Source organism: Actinomyces gerencseriae DSM 6844, from assembly GCF_000429265.1.
Classification (GTDB): domain Bacteria; phylum Actinomycetota; class Actinomycetes; order Actinomycetales; family Actinomycetaceae; genus Actinomyces; species Actinomyces gerencseriae.
The window spans coordinates 263,825-280,830 of the sequence record NZ_AUBN01000003.1 but is presented as its reverse complement, the minus strand read 5'-3'; the positions used below and the strand labels follow the sequence as shown (position 1 = coordinate 280,830).

Genomic DNA, 17,006 nt, shown 5'->3' with positions numbered 1-17,006 from the left:
CGTGGGCCCCCGGCGGATCAGGATACGAGGTACTCGGTGTAGAACAGGCCGAGCCCCACCACGACGCAGACCCCCGCGACGATCCAGAAGCGGATGACGACGTTGACCTCGGTCCACCCGCCGAGCTCGAAGTGGTGGTGGAGCGGCGCCATGCGGAAGACGCGCCTGCCCGTGGACTTGAAGGACGCCACCTGGATGACGTCGCTGAGCACCTCGGCCAGGAATAGCCCGCCGAGGATGACGGCGAGGAACTCCGTGCGGCTCAGGATGGACAGGCCCGCCAGCGCCCCGCCCAGGGCCAGGGAGCCGGTGTCGCCCATGAAGATCTTGGCCGGGGACGCGTTCCACCACAGGAAGCCGAAGCAAGCGCCCATGAGGGCGGCGGCGATCATGGCCAGGTCGCGCGGGTCCCGGGTCTGATAGCACAGCGTGGCCACGATGGCGTGGTGGCTGTAGAAGCACGACTGGTTCGACTGCCACACGCCGATGAGCGTGTAGGCGGCGAAGACCATGGCCGAGGACCCGGCCGCCAGCCCGTCGAGCCCATCGGTGAGGTTGACGGCATTCGACCAGGCGGTGATGAGGAAGTTCGCCCACAGGATGAACAGGACCAGGCCCAGGCCCGCTCCGGCGAAGGCCAGATCGAGGTTCGTGTCGCGCGCGAAGGACACGCGGGTGGAGGCCGGGGTCAGGCCGTAGCGGTCGGAGAACCGCAGGGCCACCACGGCGAAGGTGATGCCGATGAACGCCTGCCCCAGCATCTTCTGCCAGGCGCGCAGCCCCAGCGAGCGCTCCTTGGAGATCTTCTCGAAGTCGTCGAGGAATCCGATCAGCCCCAGTCCCACGATGAGGAAGATCAGCAGGACCCCGCTGGCACGGGGCAGGCGCAGCTCGATCAGGTTGGCGATCGCGTAGCCGAGCACGGCCGCCAGGATGATGACCAGGCCGCCCATCGTGGGGGTGCCGCGCTTGGTGAAGTGGCCCTGCGGCCCGTCCTCGCGGATGAACTGACCGTACTCGCGCCGATGGAGGAATCGGATCAGCAGCGGCGTGCCGAGCAGTGTGACGAGCATGCCGACGGCGGCGGCGACGAAGATCGCGGTCATCGGGCGTCCATCTCCTTGAGGCCTTCCTTGAGACGGTCGGCGACGCGCCAGGCGCCGGAGTCGTGGGACCCCTTGACCAGGACGACGTCCGCGTCGCGCAGCGGGCAGTCCGGCGAGTCGAGCAGGGCGAGCGCCGCGCCGGCATCGGCGAGCTCGATGGTTGCGACGCCGGCCTCCGCGGCGGCGCGCGCAGCCGGCAGGGCGCCGGGACCGATGGTGATCAGAAGGGCCGTCCCCGCCCGGGCCGCGAGCTCGCCGGTGCGGGCATGATCGGCCGCGGAGGAGGCCCCCAGCTCGAGCATCTCGGAGATCACCACGACGCGGCGCCGGTCGTCCGCCAGGGCGGGCAGAGCGGCCAGCGAGGCGGTCATGGAGTCGATATTGGCGTTGTAGGAGTCGTCGATCAGCAGGACGCTGCCGTCGCCGAACGGGACGTCGCTCACGTCCATGCGGTGCGGGCTCTCGATCCGGGCGCCCCCCAGCGCCCGGGCGACGTCCTCCGCGGGGGCCCCGGCGGCGATCGCGAGACCCGCGGCGGCCAGGGCGTTGGCGACGTTATGGGCGCCGGGCGGAGCCAGGCGCACGCGTCGGGGCTCGGCCAGGCCGGGGGCGTGCAGGTCGAATCCGGCCCGGGCGTCGCCCGACAGTCGCACGTCGGTGGCGCGCAGGTCGGCGGGCCCGCCGGACGCCGAGAAGGTCAGGACGCCGGCGGGGGCGAGCCGGGCCATGGCCGCGGCCCGCTCGTCATCGGCGTTGAGCACCGCGGTCCCGGTGGGGACCAGTCCGGAGACGATCTCGCTCTTGGCCGCCGCGACGCCGTCGACCGATCCGAATCCCTCCAGGTGGGCGTGACCGATCATGAGGACGGCGGCGGCGTCCAGCGGCGCGATCCTGGTGAGGTAGTCGATGTGCCCGGGGCCGGAGGCACCCATCTCCAGGACGAGGTAGCGGGTCGATTCGTCGGTCTCCAGCACGGTCAGGGGCAACCCGACCTCGTTGTTGAACGAGGCGATGGGCGCGACGGTGGGTCCTTGCGCGGCCAGGAGCTGGCGGGTGAGGTCCTTGGTGGTGGTCTTGCCCACCGACCCGGTCATGGCCACGACCGCGAGCGCATCGCCGCGGGCGGCGGCGCGCCCGCGCAGCTCGGCCAGGTGGCCGCGGGCGAGCTCGCCGAGCGCCTCGACGGTGTCGGGGACGACCAGGAGCGGGAACGCGTCCGGGTCGTGCCCCGCTGCGGCCAGGGAGGAGCGGGCGGTGTCGGGATCGCTCACCAGGGCGGCCGCGCCCCCGGCGGAGGCGACCTGACCGACGTGGGCGTGGCCATCGGTGCGCTCGCCGGCGATGGCGACGAACAGGGCGCCGGGACCGGCCTTGCGGGAGTCCGTGACGACACGGGTGACGGCCCGGGGATCGGCGGGCCCGTCGGCGCCGCCGACGAGTGCGCCGCCGCTGAGGGAGGAGATCCGGGGCAGGGAGCGGGGAATCATGCGGGTGTCACCGGCCCCCACTTGGCCTCGGCGGCCTGACGCATGACGGGCGCGTCGTTGTAGCGGATGAAGTCCCCCGCGACCTCCTGGAAGGGCTCATGGCCCTTGCCGGTGACGACGACGGTGTCCTGCGGCCCGCAGATCTCGACGCCGCGGCGCACGGCGTCGCCGCGCCACGTGGTGATCTCCTCGACGTCGGCCAGGTCGGGGCGCACCGAGCGCACCCCGGACAGGATGGCGTCGCGGATCGTCCGCGGGTCCTCACTGCGCGGGTTCTCATCGGTGACGATCAGGACGTCCGCCAGACGGGCCGCGACCTCGCCGAGCATGGGTCGTTTGCCGCGGTCCCGGTCGCCGTCGGAGCCGAAGACGACGATGAGGCGGCCGGGGGTGATCTGGCGGATGGCCTTGAGGGCCAGCTCCATGGCGTCGGGCGTGTGGGCGAAGTCCACGATGCAGGTGCCGCGCACCCCGTCGCGCCGGGTGATGCGCTGCATGCGCCCGGGGATGTTGTGGGCGGAGGCGAGGGCGGCCACGGCGGTCTCGGCGGGGACGCCCGCGCGCATGGTCATCACCAGCGCGAGGGCGGCGTTCTGGACGTTGACCAGTCCGGGCAGCGGGCAGGAGGCCTCGATGCGCTCGGAGTCGGGGCCGTGGAGGACGAAGGTGGTGGCGGAGTCGGTCATCGACACGGCGGCGTCGCCGACCCACCAGTCGGCGGGGGCGTCCCCGTCCCCGCCGCCGGGGTAGGCCCGCACGCGATCCACGGGGATGAGACCGGCCCGCTCGACGCGGTCGGCGAGCCGGGCCCCCCACTGGTCATCGACGCAGATGACGCCGCGACGGGCGTGCTCGGGGGCGAAGAGCCGGGCCTTGGCGTCGAGATAGCCCTGCATGGTCTTGTGGAAGTCGAGGTGGTCGCGCTGCAGGTTGGTGAAGCCGGCGACATCCACCACGGTGCCGTCGAGGCGGTGCAGGACGATCGCGTGGCTGGACGCCTCCAGGCTGGCCGCCCCCACGCCCTCCTCCACGGCCAGGGCCATCATCCGCGTCAGGACCGGCGCCTCCACGGTGGTGCGGGGCGACTCGATCGACAGCCCGCCCACGCGCAGCTCCACCGTCCCCGCGACCATGCACGCGCCCAGGTGGGCCGTCAGGATCGCGTCGTTGAAGTAGGAGGTCGTGGTCTTCCCGTTGGTGCCCGTGACCGCGGTGGTCGTCAGCCGCTCGGCGGGGTGGTGGTAGACCTCGGCCGACAGCGGACCGGCCACGGCGCGCGGGTCGTCCGTGATCAGCACGGGCACCTGCGGGCAGGAGTCGCGGACCATGGCCGCACCGGCGTCGTCGGTGAGGACCGCGGCGGCGCCGGCCGCGACCGCCTCGGGGGCGAACTCGGCGCCGTGATGGGCGAAGCCGGGCAGAGCGATGAACAGCTCGCCGCGGCGGACGTCCGAGGAATCGACGCTCGCTCCGCCCACGGCGAGCCCGTCGGGCGCATCGGCCCCGGCGGCGCGGAGCGCGAAGCGCGTAGCGAGGTCCCTCGCAGTGACCGGAGCGCTGTGGTGGGGGCGCAGCGCGGCAGCCGACTCGTACGCGTGGTTGCTCATGGTTCCTCAATCTATCGTGGCCGGAAAGTGACGGCTTCCGCCGTCGGAACGTGCAGGGGACCGCGCAGGTCGAAGGCTACGCCCTGGTCACGATCCACGTGACCGCCACGGGGTGCGCTCTCCCACACCGGGAGGGGCTCGCGTGTGGCGCGTCACGCCGCGACGCACGGCTAGCCGTGGCCCCCGGCGGCCTCGGCGGCGTGAGCGGCCTCGGCATCGGCCTGCGCGGCCGCCCGGGTCGCCACGACCGAGGGGTCGGGCGCGATCCCCAGGGAGTGCATCGTGGCGAGCGCGATCTTGCGGAACACCGGGGCCGAGACCGTGCCGCCGTACGTGTCCCGGGGCCGGTAGACGATGACGGCCACGGCGATGGCGGGGTCGCGCGCCGGCGTGAAGCCGACGAAGGAGGCGACCGTGCCGTCCTCGGTGAGGATCTCGGTGGTGCCGGTCTTGCCCGCCACCAGGTAGCCGTCGATCGAGGCCGCCTCCGCGGTGCCCCCCTCCTGGGTCACGCCGATGAGCATCTCCGTGAGTGCCGCGGCGGCGCTCTCGGAGATGACGCGGTCCCCCTCCGACTGCGACTGAGGGGTCCGCCCGCCCGCCGGGTCGATCCACGCGTCGATGACGCGCGGGGCCACGCGCACTCCCTTGTTGGCCACGGTCGCGAGCACCTGGACGGCCTGGAGCGCGGTCCCCGCGAAGCCCTGGCCGAACATGGTGGTGTAGTCGGTCCGATCGTCCCAATCGGCGGCGGCGCCGAGCATGCCGGCCGACTCGGCGGGCATCTCGATGCCGGTCAGGCTGCCGAAGCCGAATCGCTCGATATAGGAGTGACGCACCTCGCTCGACAGCCTCTCGCCGATCTGCACGGTGCCCACGTTGGAGGACTCGGCCAGCACCTGGGCGCTGGTGAGGCGCTGGACCCCGTGCTCATGGGAGTCGCGGAAGGTCTGCCCGGTGGAGGAGGTCCACGTGTAGGGGACGGTCCACGAGTCCTCGGGCCTCATCGCACCCTCCTCCAGCGCGGCGGCGAAGGTCATGACCTTGCCGACGCTGCCGGGCTCGAAGATCGCCTGAACGCTGCGGGCGGTGCGATCCGCCTCGGGAGTGGCCTCGACGTCGGCCGGGTCGACCGCGTTGGAGTCGGCCAGAACGAGCAGCTTGCCGGTGGCGGGCTCCATGACGACCACGCACCCCCAGTCGGCGCCCTGGGCCGTGACGACCTCGTCTATCGACTCCTGGGCGATGGCCTGCAGATCCGGGCTGATGGTGGTGCGCACCGTCGTCCCCGGGACCGCGTCGATCTCCTCCTGCTCGCCGGTGGGGATGATGGCCCCGGTCTTGCCGATCTCGACGCTGCCCTCGCCGTCGACGCCCATGAGCTGCTCGTTCTGGGTCAGCTCGAGGCCCGCGGAGCCGATGAGGAGGCGACCGTCGCCCTCGTAGGTGTACCCCAGCACGTTGCCCGCCACCGTCCCCGCGGGATAGGTGCGACGGGTGCGCTGGTCGGGCTCGACGCCCGGGATGCCGAGCGCCTTGATCTGCCGCCAGGTGTCCGGGGACACGGCCTCGGCGACGACGACGTAGGGGGAGTCCCCCACCATCGAGGCCCCGAGGTCCTGGGCGTTCACGCCCAGGACCTCGGCCATCTGCTTGGCGGCGGCGGCCGCGCCGTGGCCGATGACGACCTTCGTCTCCTCCCCGGTGGCGGGGTCCGTGCGGTCCTCGGTCCGCTCGTACTGGGCTATCTTGAGCTGGTTGACGCCGATGTCGTACGAGACGGCCGAGGACGCGAGAATCGTGCCGTCGCGCCCGAGGATGTCACCGCGCGGGGCGCGGTTGACCCAGGTGACGGTGCGCTCGGCCTTGGCCCTGGCGGCCAGCTCCGGACCGGAGACCATCTGGAGCCAGGCGGTGCGGCCGGCCAGGGAGGTGAACCCGGCGAGGCCCATGAGCTGAAGGGCCTGTCGGCGACTGGGATTCACGGAGTCCCTACTTGGAGTCGTCCGTGGCGGCGGCTCCGCCGGACAGGGTCGAGTCGGACAGGTCGACGACGCCTGGAGCCGCGGCCGGGACCATGCCCAGCTCGGAGGCCCGCGACGTGAGCGAGTCGGGGGAGGACGCCTCCTGGACGTCCGAGCGGACCGTCTCGATGTGGTCGTTCAGGACGTTGAGCTCGACCTGCGCGGCCTTCATCTTGTAGGCCGTGTCCGCCATCTTGGCGTTCAGGAGCATCGACGCCGCCAGCGCTCCCACCAGGATCGCGACGACCACCAGCAGGAACGGCATGGTGGCCCGGGCCGGGGCGACGCCCCGGACGACGTGGAGCCTGGGCCGCTCCCTGGACTGTCTGACCTGGTCGCGCGCCGTGGAGCGCCGACCGGATGGGGCGATGTCGTCGGTACGTGGACGGCGGACTCGAGCCGCTGCTGTACTCATCTGCCTCTCCTTCCTTGTGCGGGCGTTCTGGCGGGATGGGTGCGGGGTCCGGGGGCGGGCTCCGGTGCGGGGGCCTCGCGGGCGGGACGGATGCGGGTGGCGGCCCGCAGCCGCACGGATGCGCTGCGGGGGTTGTCGGCGAGCTCGTCGCCGTCGGCCCTGACCGCCCCGCGGGTGGCGTGCTCGAGGTAGGGCAGGGCCTCCCGGGGCACGAAGGGGAGCTCCCGGGGGACCGATGGGCGGGCCCCCGCGGCGAGCGCCCGCTTGACGACGCGGTCCTCCAGGCTCTGGTAGGACTCGATGACGACGCGGCCGCCGACGCGCACGGAGTTCAGCGCCCGGGGCACGGCGAGCTCGAGGAGCTCGAGCTCGCCGTTGACGGCCACGCGCAGGGCCTGGAAGGTCCGTTTGGCCGGGTGCCCGCCGGTGCGGCGGGCGGCCGCCGGCACGCAGGCGCGCACCAGATCCGCCAGGGCGTCGGTGGACTCGACCGGATCGCCCGCCTCGCGCCGGCGCACGATGGCCGCGGCGATGCGCGGGGCGAAGCGCTCCTCGCCGTACGTCCGCAGGATGCGAGCGAGCTCGTCCTCGTCGGCGCCGTCGAGGATGTCCTGCGCGGTGCACCCGCCGGACTGGTCCATGCGCATGTCGAGGGGCGCGCTGCGCGAGTACGAGAAGCCCCGCTCGACGCGATCGAGCTGGAGGGAGGAAACGCCGAGGTCCATGAGCACGGCGTCGACGGTCCCGTCCCGCCGTCCGGCCGCCTCGGCGGCCCGGCGCGCGACGGCATCGACGCGATCGTAGGTGGCGCGCTCCGCCCGGAAGCGCCCGCCGAAGCGGCTGAGACGGGATCTCGCCAGCGAGACCGCCTCGGGGTCCCGGTCGATCCCGACGACCATGAGGCTCTCGAAGCGCTCCAGCGCCGCCTCGCTGTGCCCGCCCATGCCGAGCGTGCAGTCGATCAGGAGCGGGCGGACGGGGGCGCCGGGCCCGGTCAGGGCCGGGGCGAGCAGGTCGAGACAGCGCCGAAGGAGGACGGGTGCGTGAAGATCGGCGATCTGCGCCGCGTCGAGCGCGGTGACGGGCCGAGCCGGCGGTGCGGCGCCGCGGGCGCGACCGGCGGAGTCGCCGTCGGCGGTCGTCCGGGTCTTGTTCACCGTCCCCTCCTTCCTGGTCGATCGTGCGGGGTCTGGATGGCGCGCGGGCGGATGCGGGCGGCCGAGCCGGCCCGGCTCCGTCCCGCCAGGACTCCTCCCGCGCGTTCCGGCGCCGGGGAAGTGACGTCGGACGCTGCGGCGGGCGGAGACCTCACGGGACGGGGCCGCATGGCGATGGAGCCGTGGGGCTCGGCAGCGATATGAGCGATATGCGGTTGTCCGCGCGGCCGTGGGACGCCGACTCAGAAGAAGCCGGGGATGATCTCCTCGGCCGTGTCGGCGAAGACCTGCTCCTGCGCGGCCAGATAGGTCTGCCAGGCCTCGGCGTCCCAGATCTCGACGCGGGCACCGGCGCCGATGACGGCCAGGTCCCGGCTCAGTCCGGCGTAGGCGCGCAGGGGCGCCGGCAGGGTGATTCGTCCCTGCTTGTCCGGGATCTGGGAGTCCGCGCCCGACAGCATGACGCGCACGTAGTCGCGCGCCTGCTTCTGGGCGAGAGGAGCCTCGCGCAGCTGGGCGTACATGCGCTCGAACTCCGCGGCGGTGAAGGCGTAGAGGCAGTGCTCCTGCCCCCGGGTGAGGACCACTCCCCCGGCCAGCTCATCCCGGAACTTCGCCGGGAGGATCAGCCGTCCCTTCTGGTCGAGACGGGGGGCGTGGGTGCCCAGGAACATCGGGCGTCCCTCCTTCCCCTCCTCGACGGTCCAGTGCGCCCCACAGTACTCCACTTCCCTCCTTTTTCTCCCACACCAGGCGTCGCATACGCGTCACGTTCCCACCTCCAAGGGCATGAACTCGCCGTTTTCCGCGGTGGAGAGAAGTGGAGGAGAGCGAGTCGGCGGTCGCGCCCCGGCGTGGCGCTCCGCCGCGAAAGCCGTCGTAACGAGCGCGGCGGAGAGTGCGGAAGAACATGAAACGGCACGAAAAAACCCCGTCACCGGGGTGGCGACGGGGCTCGAACGGCTCGGGTGGAGGGAAGTGGAGGAGGTCGGTCCTCAGTCAGTTCTCACTGCTGCGGCGCCGATCCCAGCGCTCGGACTGGCGGTCCATGAAGGACGGGCCCGCGGACGTCCCGCGGGAGCCGACGGACTCGGCCCGGGTGAGCATGAGGGTCACCCCCCACACCGCCACTCCGAAGCCCGCCACTCCCAGGAGGATGGAGACCAGCGAGTGGCCCACCGCGACGCCTCCAATCACGAAGGCCAGCCCCACGAGCACCAGAGCGACTCCCGCGCCCACGTGCCGCGGCGAGGCCCGTCGCCGGGACGCCTCCGCACGGCCCATGCTATGAGCCAACGACGGGTCCTCGACGTGTAGCTGCTCCTCCAGATCGCGCAGCACCTGTTGCTCACGCTCCGACAACGCCACAGCGCACCTCGCTTTCCCGAGTCTCGTGCTCCGGTGACGGGTGCCGCGGCGATCGGCCCGCACCGGCGCGGTTCCGGACGGTGCCAGGATAGGCGGTGAGCGTCATATCTGGGAAACCGGTACCGCCCATGAGTCCCGGGGTCCGGGGCTCCGCGAGCGGTCCCCTCCGCCGCACCCCGATCACTCCGGTTCCCGGATGGTCTCACGCGCGCCCGGTCCGACCCGTGCGCGACGACTCGGAGGCCCGGGCCGAGGCGCCCCCGGGCGCCTCCAGGAGACTGGCGGGGGCCAGGACGCCGGCGCCCCAGCGGCGGCGCACGGCGTCCGCGGCGCGCTCGGGCGCCCCGCGCCGGGGATCGTCGTCGAGCAGGAGCTGGACGCCGTCGTCGGCGCGGGCCAGGCCCTCGACCCTCACGCCCAGCAGTCGGAATCCGCCCCCGGGCGTGGGCAGTGCGTCGAAGAGCCTCTCGACGACCGCGAACAGGTCGCGCGCCAGGTCGGTCGGCGCGGTCAGGGTGCGCGAGCGGGTGACGGTGACGAAATCGGCGCCGCGCGCCTTGAGGACGACGACGCGCCCGCGCAGGTCTCCCGCGCGCAGGCGGGCGGCGCACTGGTGGGTCTGATCGAGCAGGACGCGCCGGGCGTGCGCGCGGTCGGTGATGGTCTCGAAGAAGGTCGACTCCGTGCCTACGGACTTCTCCTCGTGCTCCGGGGTCACGGGCCGGGGGTCGATGCCGTGGGAGAGGTCGTGCAGGTGACGGCCGGCGGCGGTCCCGAGGATCTTCTCCAGGCGCCGCACGTCGGTGGCGGCCAGGGTTCGCACGTCGCGGATCCCCCACCGCTGGAGGACCCGGGCGCTCTTGTCGCCCACGCCCCACAGCGCTCCCACCGGAAGGACGTCGAGGAAATCCCGGGTGGCGTCGGCCGGCACGAGGAGCAGTCCGTCGGGCTTGGCGTGGGAGGAGGCGAGCTTGGCCACGAACTTGGTGGCGGCGACGCCCACCGAGGCGGGCACGCCGATGCGTTCGCGGACCTCGGCGCGGATCCACCTGGCGATGGCGACCGGGGGGCCCATGCGCCGGCGCGCTCCTGAGACGTCGAGGAAGGCCTCGTCGACGCTGACCTTCTCCATCATCGGTGTGACCCGCCCGAGGATCTCCATCACCCGGCGCGAGACCCGGGAGTACAGGCCATGGCGCACCGGCAGGACGACCGCCTGGGGACAGCGCCGGTGCGCCTCGGCCATGGACATGGCCGAGGTCACCCCGTAGATGCGGGCCTCGTAGGAGGCGGCTGAGACGACGCCGCGCCCCGAGGCGCCTCCCACGATGACGGGCCGCCCGACGAGCTCGGGGTGCTCGAGGAGCTCGACCGAGGCGAAGAAGGCGTCCATGTCCACGTGGAGGATCGGTGCGCCCGAGTCGTCGTCGCCCCAGGAGCGGCGCGCGGCGCTTGCGCGAGGTGACCGACTCATCATCGCCTCCTGCCCTGTCCACTCATCCGTCCGCTCGGCTCGTGACGCGTTCGGCCCGTCGTCGGCTCAGTCCGGCTCCAGCCCGACCCTGGTCCGGCTCCGGGCCGTCCCGGCCGAATCCATCCGGTCGGACGGACACGCGTTCACGATACCGTGGACCTGTGACACCACCGCGGGGGGCCCGAGGATCCGCCGGGCGCAGAGGCGCCCGCGCGGGCGGGCGGACCGCCTCCCTGCGAGGGCTGCCGTCGGGACCGGTGCGCACATCCCTGGCGACCGCCGAGCTTCAGGTGCGCGACCGCGGGATCCTGCTCCTGCTGGACGGCGCGGAGTCGTCGTGGATCGATCCGCACGACCCCGCGCACCTGGACTTCGAGTACCTCCAGCAGATGGATGCGGCGCTCACGGCGCTGCGCGGCGGGGACGAGCCGGTGCGGGCCGTCCATCTGGGCGGGGCGGGGTGCGCACTGGCACGGGCCTGGGACGTCGCGCGGCCCGGCTCGGTCCAGCTCGCGGTGGAGGCCGACGTCGTCCTGGCTCAACGGGTGCGGGAGTGGTTCGATCTGCCGCGCGCACCGCGGCTGCGCATTCGCGTGGGGGACGCGGCCCGGGTGGTGCCGGGCCTGCGCGCGGGCGAGTGGGACGTCGTCGTGCGCGACGTGTTCCACGGCGGCGAGGTGCCCGCCGCGTGCCGCACGCCCGAGTTCGTCACCGCCTGCCGACGCGCTCTGGCCCCGGGCGGACTCTACCTGGCCAATGTGCCCGGCCCAGCCGACTCGGCCCGTCCGGCGGGCGCAGGCGGCGGGAATGGCCCGGCGGCCGGGTCGCGCCGGGCGGCCGCGGACGAGCTCGCCGTCGCACGGGAGGCGTTCGATGCGGTGATGGTGGTCGCCGACGCCGCAGTCGCCCGGGGCCGGCGGCGGGGCAACCTCGTGGTCGTCGCCCGTGACGCCCCCTTCACGGCCTCGGAGGCCGAGGCCGTCGAACGAGCCGTGCGCCGCCTGCCGCTGCCCGTGCGCACCTGGCGGGCCGGCGATCCGGCTCTGCCCTGACGGCCCTCGGAGCGCGGCCGCGGCGGGCCGACGGCCGATCGCCCCGTCCGGCCCCGGGCGGGGCGATCGGCTCAGAAACGAGCGGTGAGCGCGCCCGCGCGCAGACGGCGCCGCACTGCGGCGCCCGCCAGGGCGAGGCCGGTCATCCCGGCCAGCCACACCGCGAGCGTCGCGGCGAAGGCCAGCCGGAAATCCGCGGCACTGCGGTCCCCGCCAACGGCGTCCAGCACCAGGCCGACCAGCTCCACGGACAGGATCGTCGCCGTGAAGCCGCCCATGTTGACCACGCCCGTGCACGTGCCCCACCGGGCGGGCTCGTTGAAGGATCGGGCCGAGTCGAAGCCGATTCCGCTGAAGGGGGCCGTGAAGCCCAGCAGGATCGTGGCCGTCGCCGCGGCCGGCAGGGCCGCCGGCAGGGTCAGTCCGGCGCACCACGCGGCCAGCGCCACGACGCCCGTCGCACCGGCGATGGCGGAGCGGTGCGCGGGCAGCCGCCCGGACAGCGCCCCGGCCACCAGTGAGCCGACGACGCCGGCCGCCGTGCTGGCGGTCAGGAGCGCCGAGGCCACCGGAATCGGCAGCCTCAGGCCCTGGGTCATCCACGACATGCCCCACATGAGGACGATCACGGCCGTCGGGAACATACCCATCCAATGGGTGAAGAAGCCCAGCCACGTGCCCGGCTGGCGGGCGACGCGCCCCAGCGTCGCCCCGACGGGCTCGCGGCCGCCCGGGCGCGAGCCGCCGACGGCGCCGGGGGTCGGGTCGCGGATGACGGCCAGGGCGATCAGGGCGACGGCCAGGCCCAGGCCGCTCATCGCGGCGAAGGCCCTCTCCCACCCGCCGGCGCGCAGCACCGCGACGAAGGGCACGGCCGAGACCACCTGCCCGCACTGGCCGAACACGGAGACGATCTGGCTCATCATCGGCACCCGCCCCAGGGGGAACCACGCCGGTATCAGTCGCAGGGCGCCGATGAAGGCGGTGGCGTCCCCGGCTCCCACGAGGACGCGCGCCCCGATGGCCCAGGGCAGGGAGCCCGCCAGGGCCAGCAGCCCCTGGCCGATCGCCACGAGAAGGGCTCCGGCCACCAGCACCCGCCGCGGGCCGAAACGATCCAGCAGGAGTCCCACGGGCACCTGCGCCACCGCGTAGACGGCGAGCTGGAGCACGACGAAGACGGCGAGCACGCCCGACCGGCCGGCGAAGCGCTCCCCGGCCTGCGGAACCGCCACGGCGAAGCTGGTGCGCGCGGCGACCGCCATGACGTAGACGAGGGCAGCCGCCAGGAGGACGAGCCAGGCCCGGGCGCCGCCCAGAGACGGCGCGGAGCCTCTCCTCCCGCGCGCGGGAGGAGAGGACCGGCGCGGTGGGCGGGGCGCGCTCACGGCGCGGCCGTCCCGGCGCGCATGCGACTCAGCACCCGGTTCCCGGCCGCGGTCGGCGAACGACGCGGTGAAGGACGTGGCTCAGTCCTCTCGGCGGTCGTCGAGGTGCCATGCGCCCGGATCCGCCTCGGCGGCCTGGAGGAAGGCCTCGAGCCGGGCGCCGATCTCGTCCGCCGAGGGGACGTCCACGATCCGCGCGAGATCGGCGCTGCTCACCGGGGCGACTGCGTCGTACTGGGCCTCCAGGGCGCTGACGACGGCGGCGACCTCGGGCTGCCCGGCGGCCTCGGCGTCGATCTCCGCGCGATTGATGTTGGCGGCCGCCTCGAGGTCACCGACCGGCAGGGCCAGACCCGTGCTCTCCGAGACGGCGGCCAGCAGGGCCGCCGCCCCCGCCGGGTAGTCGTCGCGGGCGACGTAGTGGGGGATTCCGGCCGACAGGCCGCGCGAGTCGAGTCCGGCCTGCCCGAGTCGGAGCTCGAGGAACGCGCTCATGGAGCCCGGGACCTCCACCCGGCCGAAGAAGTCGGGCTGCTCGGGCAGCAGCTCGGGCCGGTTGCCGTGGTGGTGGACATAGGTGGGACGGGTGTGCGGAGTCGCCAGGGGCAGCCCGGTCATGCCCACGGCCCGGGACACGCCCATGGAGACCGCCAGGTGCGTGACCGCGCCGACGAACTCGTTCCAGCGGAAATCGGGCTCGGCCCCGTGGAGCACGAGCAGATCCTCGCCCTCGTCGTCCTGGAGGAGGTCCAGGACGAGCTCGGGCATGATCACGCTCTCATAGGTGTGAGTGGCGTAGGTCACGACGGGGCGGCGCGCCCGGTAGTCGATGAGGGTGTCGACGTCGAAGGTGGCCAGGCGCTCGTGGGGCAGGGTCATGAGAAGCTGCTCGATGGCGAGCGCGCCCGCGTGCCCGGCGTCCATGGCCCCGTCGAAGTGGTGCAGGAGCACACGCGGGGTCACGGGGTCCTCAGCCGGATGCTCAACGGTGTACAGCGGTCCCACTGCATCCTCCTCCCGCGCCCGAGGCGCTGCTCGTGTCTCGTCCCATCCGGGGCGACGGCCGCACGGCGTGCGCGCCGAGGGCGATCGCGCCGTCAGCGGGTGCAACGCCGAGTCCCGACGGCCTGTTCCCTCGGCTCCGGGGGCCTGCGCCACATCCGACACGGCGATCGTGTCACATCCTGGAGGTCTCCGTCGTCGACCGTCGTCGAACACGATCGGTCGGGAGAATAATGGAGCCCCTGCGAAACACGGTGCGCCCGACGGCTCGGCGGCCTCGAGCGCATCCGCATCCACCCACCGCTTCCAGTGAGGTCATGTGACTCAGTCCCACAGCACGCGCCCCTCCTCCACCGCCGCCGAGGCCCCTCGCGAGCGCGAGATCGCCTCCGAGCAGGTGATCGTCGATCTGGCCTACTCCGAGCTCGACCGCCAGCTGGCCGAGGCGAGGCGGTCCCTGGCGGCCACGGAGGCCCGCGGCGCGGCCGGCACCCACCAGTCCCGCGGGGAGAGGGACGCCTATGCCGTGCACTACACGGGCCTGATCTCCTCCCTGGAGGGGGTCGAGGACCGGCTCGTGTTCGGCCGGATGGACCTGAGCCCTCGGGCGGTCGCGGCGCAGGGCCGGGCCCCGGGCGGACCGGTCACCGACGCCGGCCGGCGGCACTACGTGGGGCGCACCGGGCTGCAGGACGCCCAGCACCGCGAGGTGGTCCTGGACTGGCGGGCCCCGTTGGCTCGGGCCTTCTACCAGGCGACCGCCTCGGATCCGATGGGCCTCGTGCGCCGGCGGCACATCGAGACCCGCGGGCGCATGGTCCTCGGCGTCGAGGACGAGCTCGTCGACGTCGGCGGCCTCGACGACCTGGAGGCGGCGCCGGGGGCACCGGAGGAGGGCGGGCGCCCGGCAGCCGCGGGCCTGCAGGGCGAGGGCGCTCTCATCGCGGCCATGAGCGCGGCCCGCGACGGGCGCATGAACGACATCGTGGCGACGATCCAGGCCGAGCAGGATCGGATCGTCACCTCCGACGGCACGGGAGTGCTCGTCGTCCAGGGCGGGCCCGGCACGGGCAAGACGGCTGTGGCGCTGCACCGGGTCGCCTACCTCTTCTACTCCGAGCGCGCGCGCCTGGAGCGCTCGGGCGTGCTCCTGGTGGGGCCCTCGCGCACCTTCCTCCGCTATGTGGAGCAGGTGCTGCCCTCGCTGGGCGAGACCGGCGTGGTCTCCACCACGCTGGCGGACCTGGTGCCCGGTGTGCGCGCCCGCGGTGCGGAGTCGGCCGAGACGGCCGAGGTGAAGTCCCGACCGGTGTGGGCCACGATCCTGCGCCGGGCGGTGCGCGACCTCCAGCGCGCGCCCGACTCGCCGCGCCCGATCACGGTGGAGGGGACGCGCCTGGAGCTGCGCCCCGCGGACGTGCGCGAGGCGATCAGTCGGGCCCGACGGTCGGACAGGCCCCACAACCTCGCGCGCGAGACATTCGTGCTATGGCTGCTGGAGCGCCTGACCGACCAGTTCGCCTCGGCCACCCACCAGGACGCCTCGGACGCCGACACGCGGGCCTGGATCCGCGAGGACATCCGCACCTCCCGCGACGCCCGTCGGGAGATCAACCTGTGCTGGATGCCCACGACGCCCGTCGGGCTCCTGGAGCGGCTGTGGGCGCGCCCGGCGCTGCTGGAGCGTCTGGCGCCCGAGCTCGACGCCGCGGACCGGGCGCTGGTCGAGCGCGCCGCGGGCGCCGAGCCGACGCCGGCCGATGTCCCGCTGATCGACGAGCTGGCCGAGCTGCTGGGGCCCAGCCAGGACGCCCAGGCCCGCCGAGCGCGCCTGGAGGCGCGGCGCCGCGAGGAGCTCGTCTCCTACGCGGCGCGGGCGATCGAGGCCCAGGACCTGGGCTCGGGCATGGTCGATGCCGAGATGCTGGCGGATCGCGTGGAGGACGCCGGCCCCTCACTGACCCTGGCGGAGCGCGCGCGAGCAGACCGGACGTGGACCTACGGGCACGTCGTGGTCGATGAGGCCCAGGAGCTCGGCGCCATGGCATGGCGCGCCCTGGCGAGGCGGTGCCCGGTGCGGTCCTTCACGGTGGTCGGCGACCTGGCGCAGTACTCGGGGCCGAGCGCCCCGCGCTCATGGGAGGACGTGCTGGCCGCCCTGGGGACGCGAGCACGGGAGGGCGGCCGGGGCCGCGGGAGGACCGCCTCGACGCCCCTGCGTCAGGAGGCGCTGACGGTGTGCTATCGCACCCCGGCCACCATCATGGCCGCGGCGGAGGACGTGGCGACGGCCCTGGGGCAGCCGCTGGTCTTCCCGGTCAGCTCGGTGCGCGACCTGGAGGACTGCCTGGTGATCGACGTCCTGCCGGGTTCCTCCGGTCCGGTCGGCCCCCTCGGGGCCGCGAGCGCGCGGGACAGGGGCACCGAGGACGCTGAGGCCGCCGAGAGCGCTGAGGAGGCCTGGGCGCGCGCGCTGCGCGCAGCGGTGCACGAGGAATCCGCCGCCCTGGACCGGAGCGTCGGCGCCGACGGAGGGCGGATCGCCGTCATCACCCCGCATCCGGGTCGGGACGTCGAGATCCTGCGGGACGACCCGGTGCTGGCGCAGGCGCTGGAGGCCCCCGGCGGAGACGTGCTGCGCAGCCGCCTGGCGGTGATGGCGCCGCGGCTGAGCAAGGGGCTGGAGTTCGACGTCGTCGTGCTGGTGGATCCCGCCGTCGTGGGCGAGATCAGTGCCGGGGATCTGTACGTGTCCATGACGCGTCCCACTCGCCGGCTGCGGGTGGTGTCCCGCGCGCCCCTGCCCGAGGGACTGCGGCGTCCTTGAGCGCCCCGAGAACCCCCGACGTGAGCGGGATGCCACAGGCGCCGCCGCCGCACTCGCCTGCGGACCTACGCAACCGTAGGTTACGGTTGCGTACGGTCG

The 17,006-nt window shown here is 73.7% G+C and carries 13 protein-coding genes; 2 read left to right on the top strand and 11 right to left on the bottom strand.

What is annotated here, in order from left to right:
* Positions 1 to 17 precede the first annotated feature (17 nt).
* The 9 genes from mraY to dinB form a co-directional block, all read right to left on the bottom strand.
* The gene (gene mraY, locus G448_RS0101255; RefSeq protein ID WP_026406490.1) at positions 18 to 1,106 is read right to left on the bottom strand and encodes a phospho-N-acetylmuramoyl-pentapeptide-transferase; all 1,089 of its coding nucleotides are present in this window, start codon (positions 1,104 to 1,106) and stop codon (positions 18 to 20) included.
* Positions 1,103 to 2,593 carry a UDP-N-acetylmuramoyl-tripeptide--D-alanyl-D-alanine ligase gene (locus G448_RS0101250; protein ID WP_034493950.1) on the bottom strand — a complete coding sequence of 497 codons (1,491 nt, stop codon included), beginning with the start codon at positions 2,591 to 2,593 and terminating at the stop codon, positions 1,103 to 1,105. Before G448_RS0101250 ends, mraY begins: the two co-directional genes overlap by 4 nt.
* Positions 2,590 to 4,200: a UDP-N-acetylmuramoyl-L-alanyl-D-glutamate--2,6-diaminopimelate ligase gene (locus G448_RS0101245; protein ID WP_026406489.1), complete on the bottom strand. Its 1,611-nt coding sequence runs from the start codon at positions 4,198 to 4,200 to the stop codon at positions 2,590 to 2,592. Before G448_RS0101245 ends, G448_RS0101250 begins: the two co-directional genes overlap by 4 nt.
* A gap of 170 nt (positions 4,201 to 4,370) precedes the next feature.
* Entirely contained in the window at positions 4,371 to 6,185 is a 1,815-nt protein-coding gene (locus G448_RS0101240; protein ID WP_026406488.1) for a peptidoglycan D,D-transpeptidase FtsI family protein, read from the bottom strand.
* Positions 6,186 to 6,192: 7 nt separating this feature from the next.
* Entirely contained in the window at positions 6,193 to 6,639 is a 447-nt protein-coding gene (gene ftsL, locus G448_RS0101235; protein ID WP_026406487.1) for a cell division protein FtsL, read from the bottom strand.
* Entirely contained in the window at positions 6,636 to 7,796 is a 1,161-nt protein-coding gene (gene rsmH, locus G448_RS0101230) for a 16S rRNA (cytosine(1402)-N(4))-methyltransferase RsmH (RefSeq protein WP_026406486.1), read from the bottom strand. Before rsmH ends, ftsL begins: the two co-directional genes overlap by 4 nt.
* 242 nt (positions 7,797 to 8,038) lie before the next feature.
* The gene (gene mraZ, locus G448_RS0101225) at positions 8,039 to 8,470 is read right to left on the bottom strand and encodes a division/cell wall cluster transcriptional repressor MraZ (RefSeq protein WP_026406485.1); all 432 of its coding nucleotides are present in this window, start codon (positions 8,468 to 8,470) and stop codon (positions 8,039 to 8,041) included.
* A 325-nt stretch (positions 8,471 to 8,795) separates the two neighbouring features.
* Positions 8,796 to 9,164 carry a DUF3040 domain-containing protein gene (locus tag G448_RS0101220; RefSeq protein WP_026406484.1) on the bottom strand — a complete coding sequence of 123 codons (369 nt, stop codon included), beginning with the start codon at positions 9,162 to 9,164 and terminating at the stop codon, positions 8,796 to 8,798.
* A gap of 202 nt (positions 9,165 to 9,366) precedes the next feature.
* Positions 9,367 to 10,638, bottom strand: a complete 1,272-nt coding sequence (dinB, locus tag G448_RS0101215) for a DNA polymerase IV (RefSeq protein ID WP_026406483.1) — start codon at positions 10,636 to 10,638, stop codon at positions 9,367 to 9,369.
* Positions 10,639 to 10,895: 257 nt separating this feature from the next.
* On the opposite strand from dinB, the gene G448_RS0101210 reads away from it, so the two are divergent.
* Positions 10,896 to 11,690, top strand: coding sequence for a spermidine synthase (locus G448_RS0101210; RefSeq protein ID WP_026406482.1), 795 nt, complete (start codon positions 10,896 to 10,898; stop codon positions 11,688 to 11,690).
* A 71-nt stretch (positions 11,691 to 11,761) separates the two neighbouring features.
* On the opposite strand, the gene G448_RS14645 is transcribed toward G448_RS0101210, so the two are convergent.
* Both G448_RS14645 and G448_RS0101200 read right to left on the bottom strand, forming a co-directional pair.
* Positions 11,762 to 13,078 (bottom strand): MFS transporter, encoded by a 1,317-nt coding sequence (locus G448_RS14645; protein ID WP_051268485.1) that lies wholly within the window; start codon positions 13,076 to 13,078, stop codon positions 11,762 to 11,764.
* Between the two features lie 81 nt (positions 13,079 to 13,159).
* Positions 13,160 to 14,083 (bottom strand): proteasome assembly chaperone family protein, encoded by a 924-nt coding sequence (locus tag G448_RS0101200; RefSeq protein ID WP_026406481.1) that lies wholly within the window; start codon positions 14,081 to 14,083, stop codon positions 13,160 to 13,162.
* Between the two features lie 316 nt (positions 14,084 to 14,399).
* On the opposite strand from G448_RS0101200, the gene G448_RS14640 reads away from it, so the two are divergent.
* Positions 14,400 to 16,907 (top strand): HelD family protein, encoded by a 2,508-nt coding sequence (locus G448_RS14640; protein ID WP_034493947.1) that lies wholly within the window; start codon positions 14,400 to 14,402, stop codon positions 16,905 to 16,907.
* The last annotated feature ends 99 nt before the right edge of the window (positions 16,908 to 17,006 follow it).

What these genes read in the sequence shown, in the direction of transcription:
- mraY (WP_026406490.1), bottom strand. Translation starts at nt 1,106, where the DNA reads ATGACCGCGATCTTCGTCGCCGCCGCCGTCGGCATGCTCGTCACACTG.
- G448_RS0101250 (WP_034493950.1), bottom strand. Translation starts at nt 2,593, where the DNA reads ATGATTCCCCGCTCCCTGCCCCGGATCTCCTCCCTCAGCGGCGGCGCA.
- G448_RS0101245 (WP_026406489.1), bottom strand. Translation starts at nt 4,200, where the DNA reads ATGAGCAACCACGCGTACGAGTCGGCTGCCGCGCTGCGCCCCCACCAC.
- ftsL (WP_026406487.1), bottom strand. Translation starts at nt 6,639, where the DNA reads ATGAGTACAGCAGCGGCTCGAGTCCGCCGTCCACGTACCGACGACATC.
- mraZ (WP_026406485.1), bottom strand. Translation starts at nt 8,470, where the DNA reads ATGTTCCTGGGCACCCACGCCCCCCGTCTCGACCAGAAGGGACGGCTG.
- dinB (WP_026406483.1), bottom strand. Translation starts at nt 10,638, where the DNA reads ATGAGTCGGTCACCTCGCGCAAGCGCCGCGCGCCGCTCCTGGGGCGAC.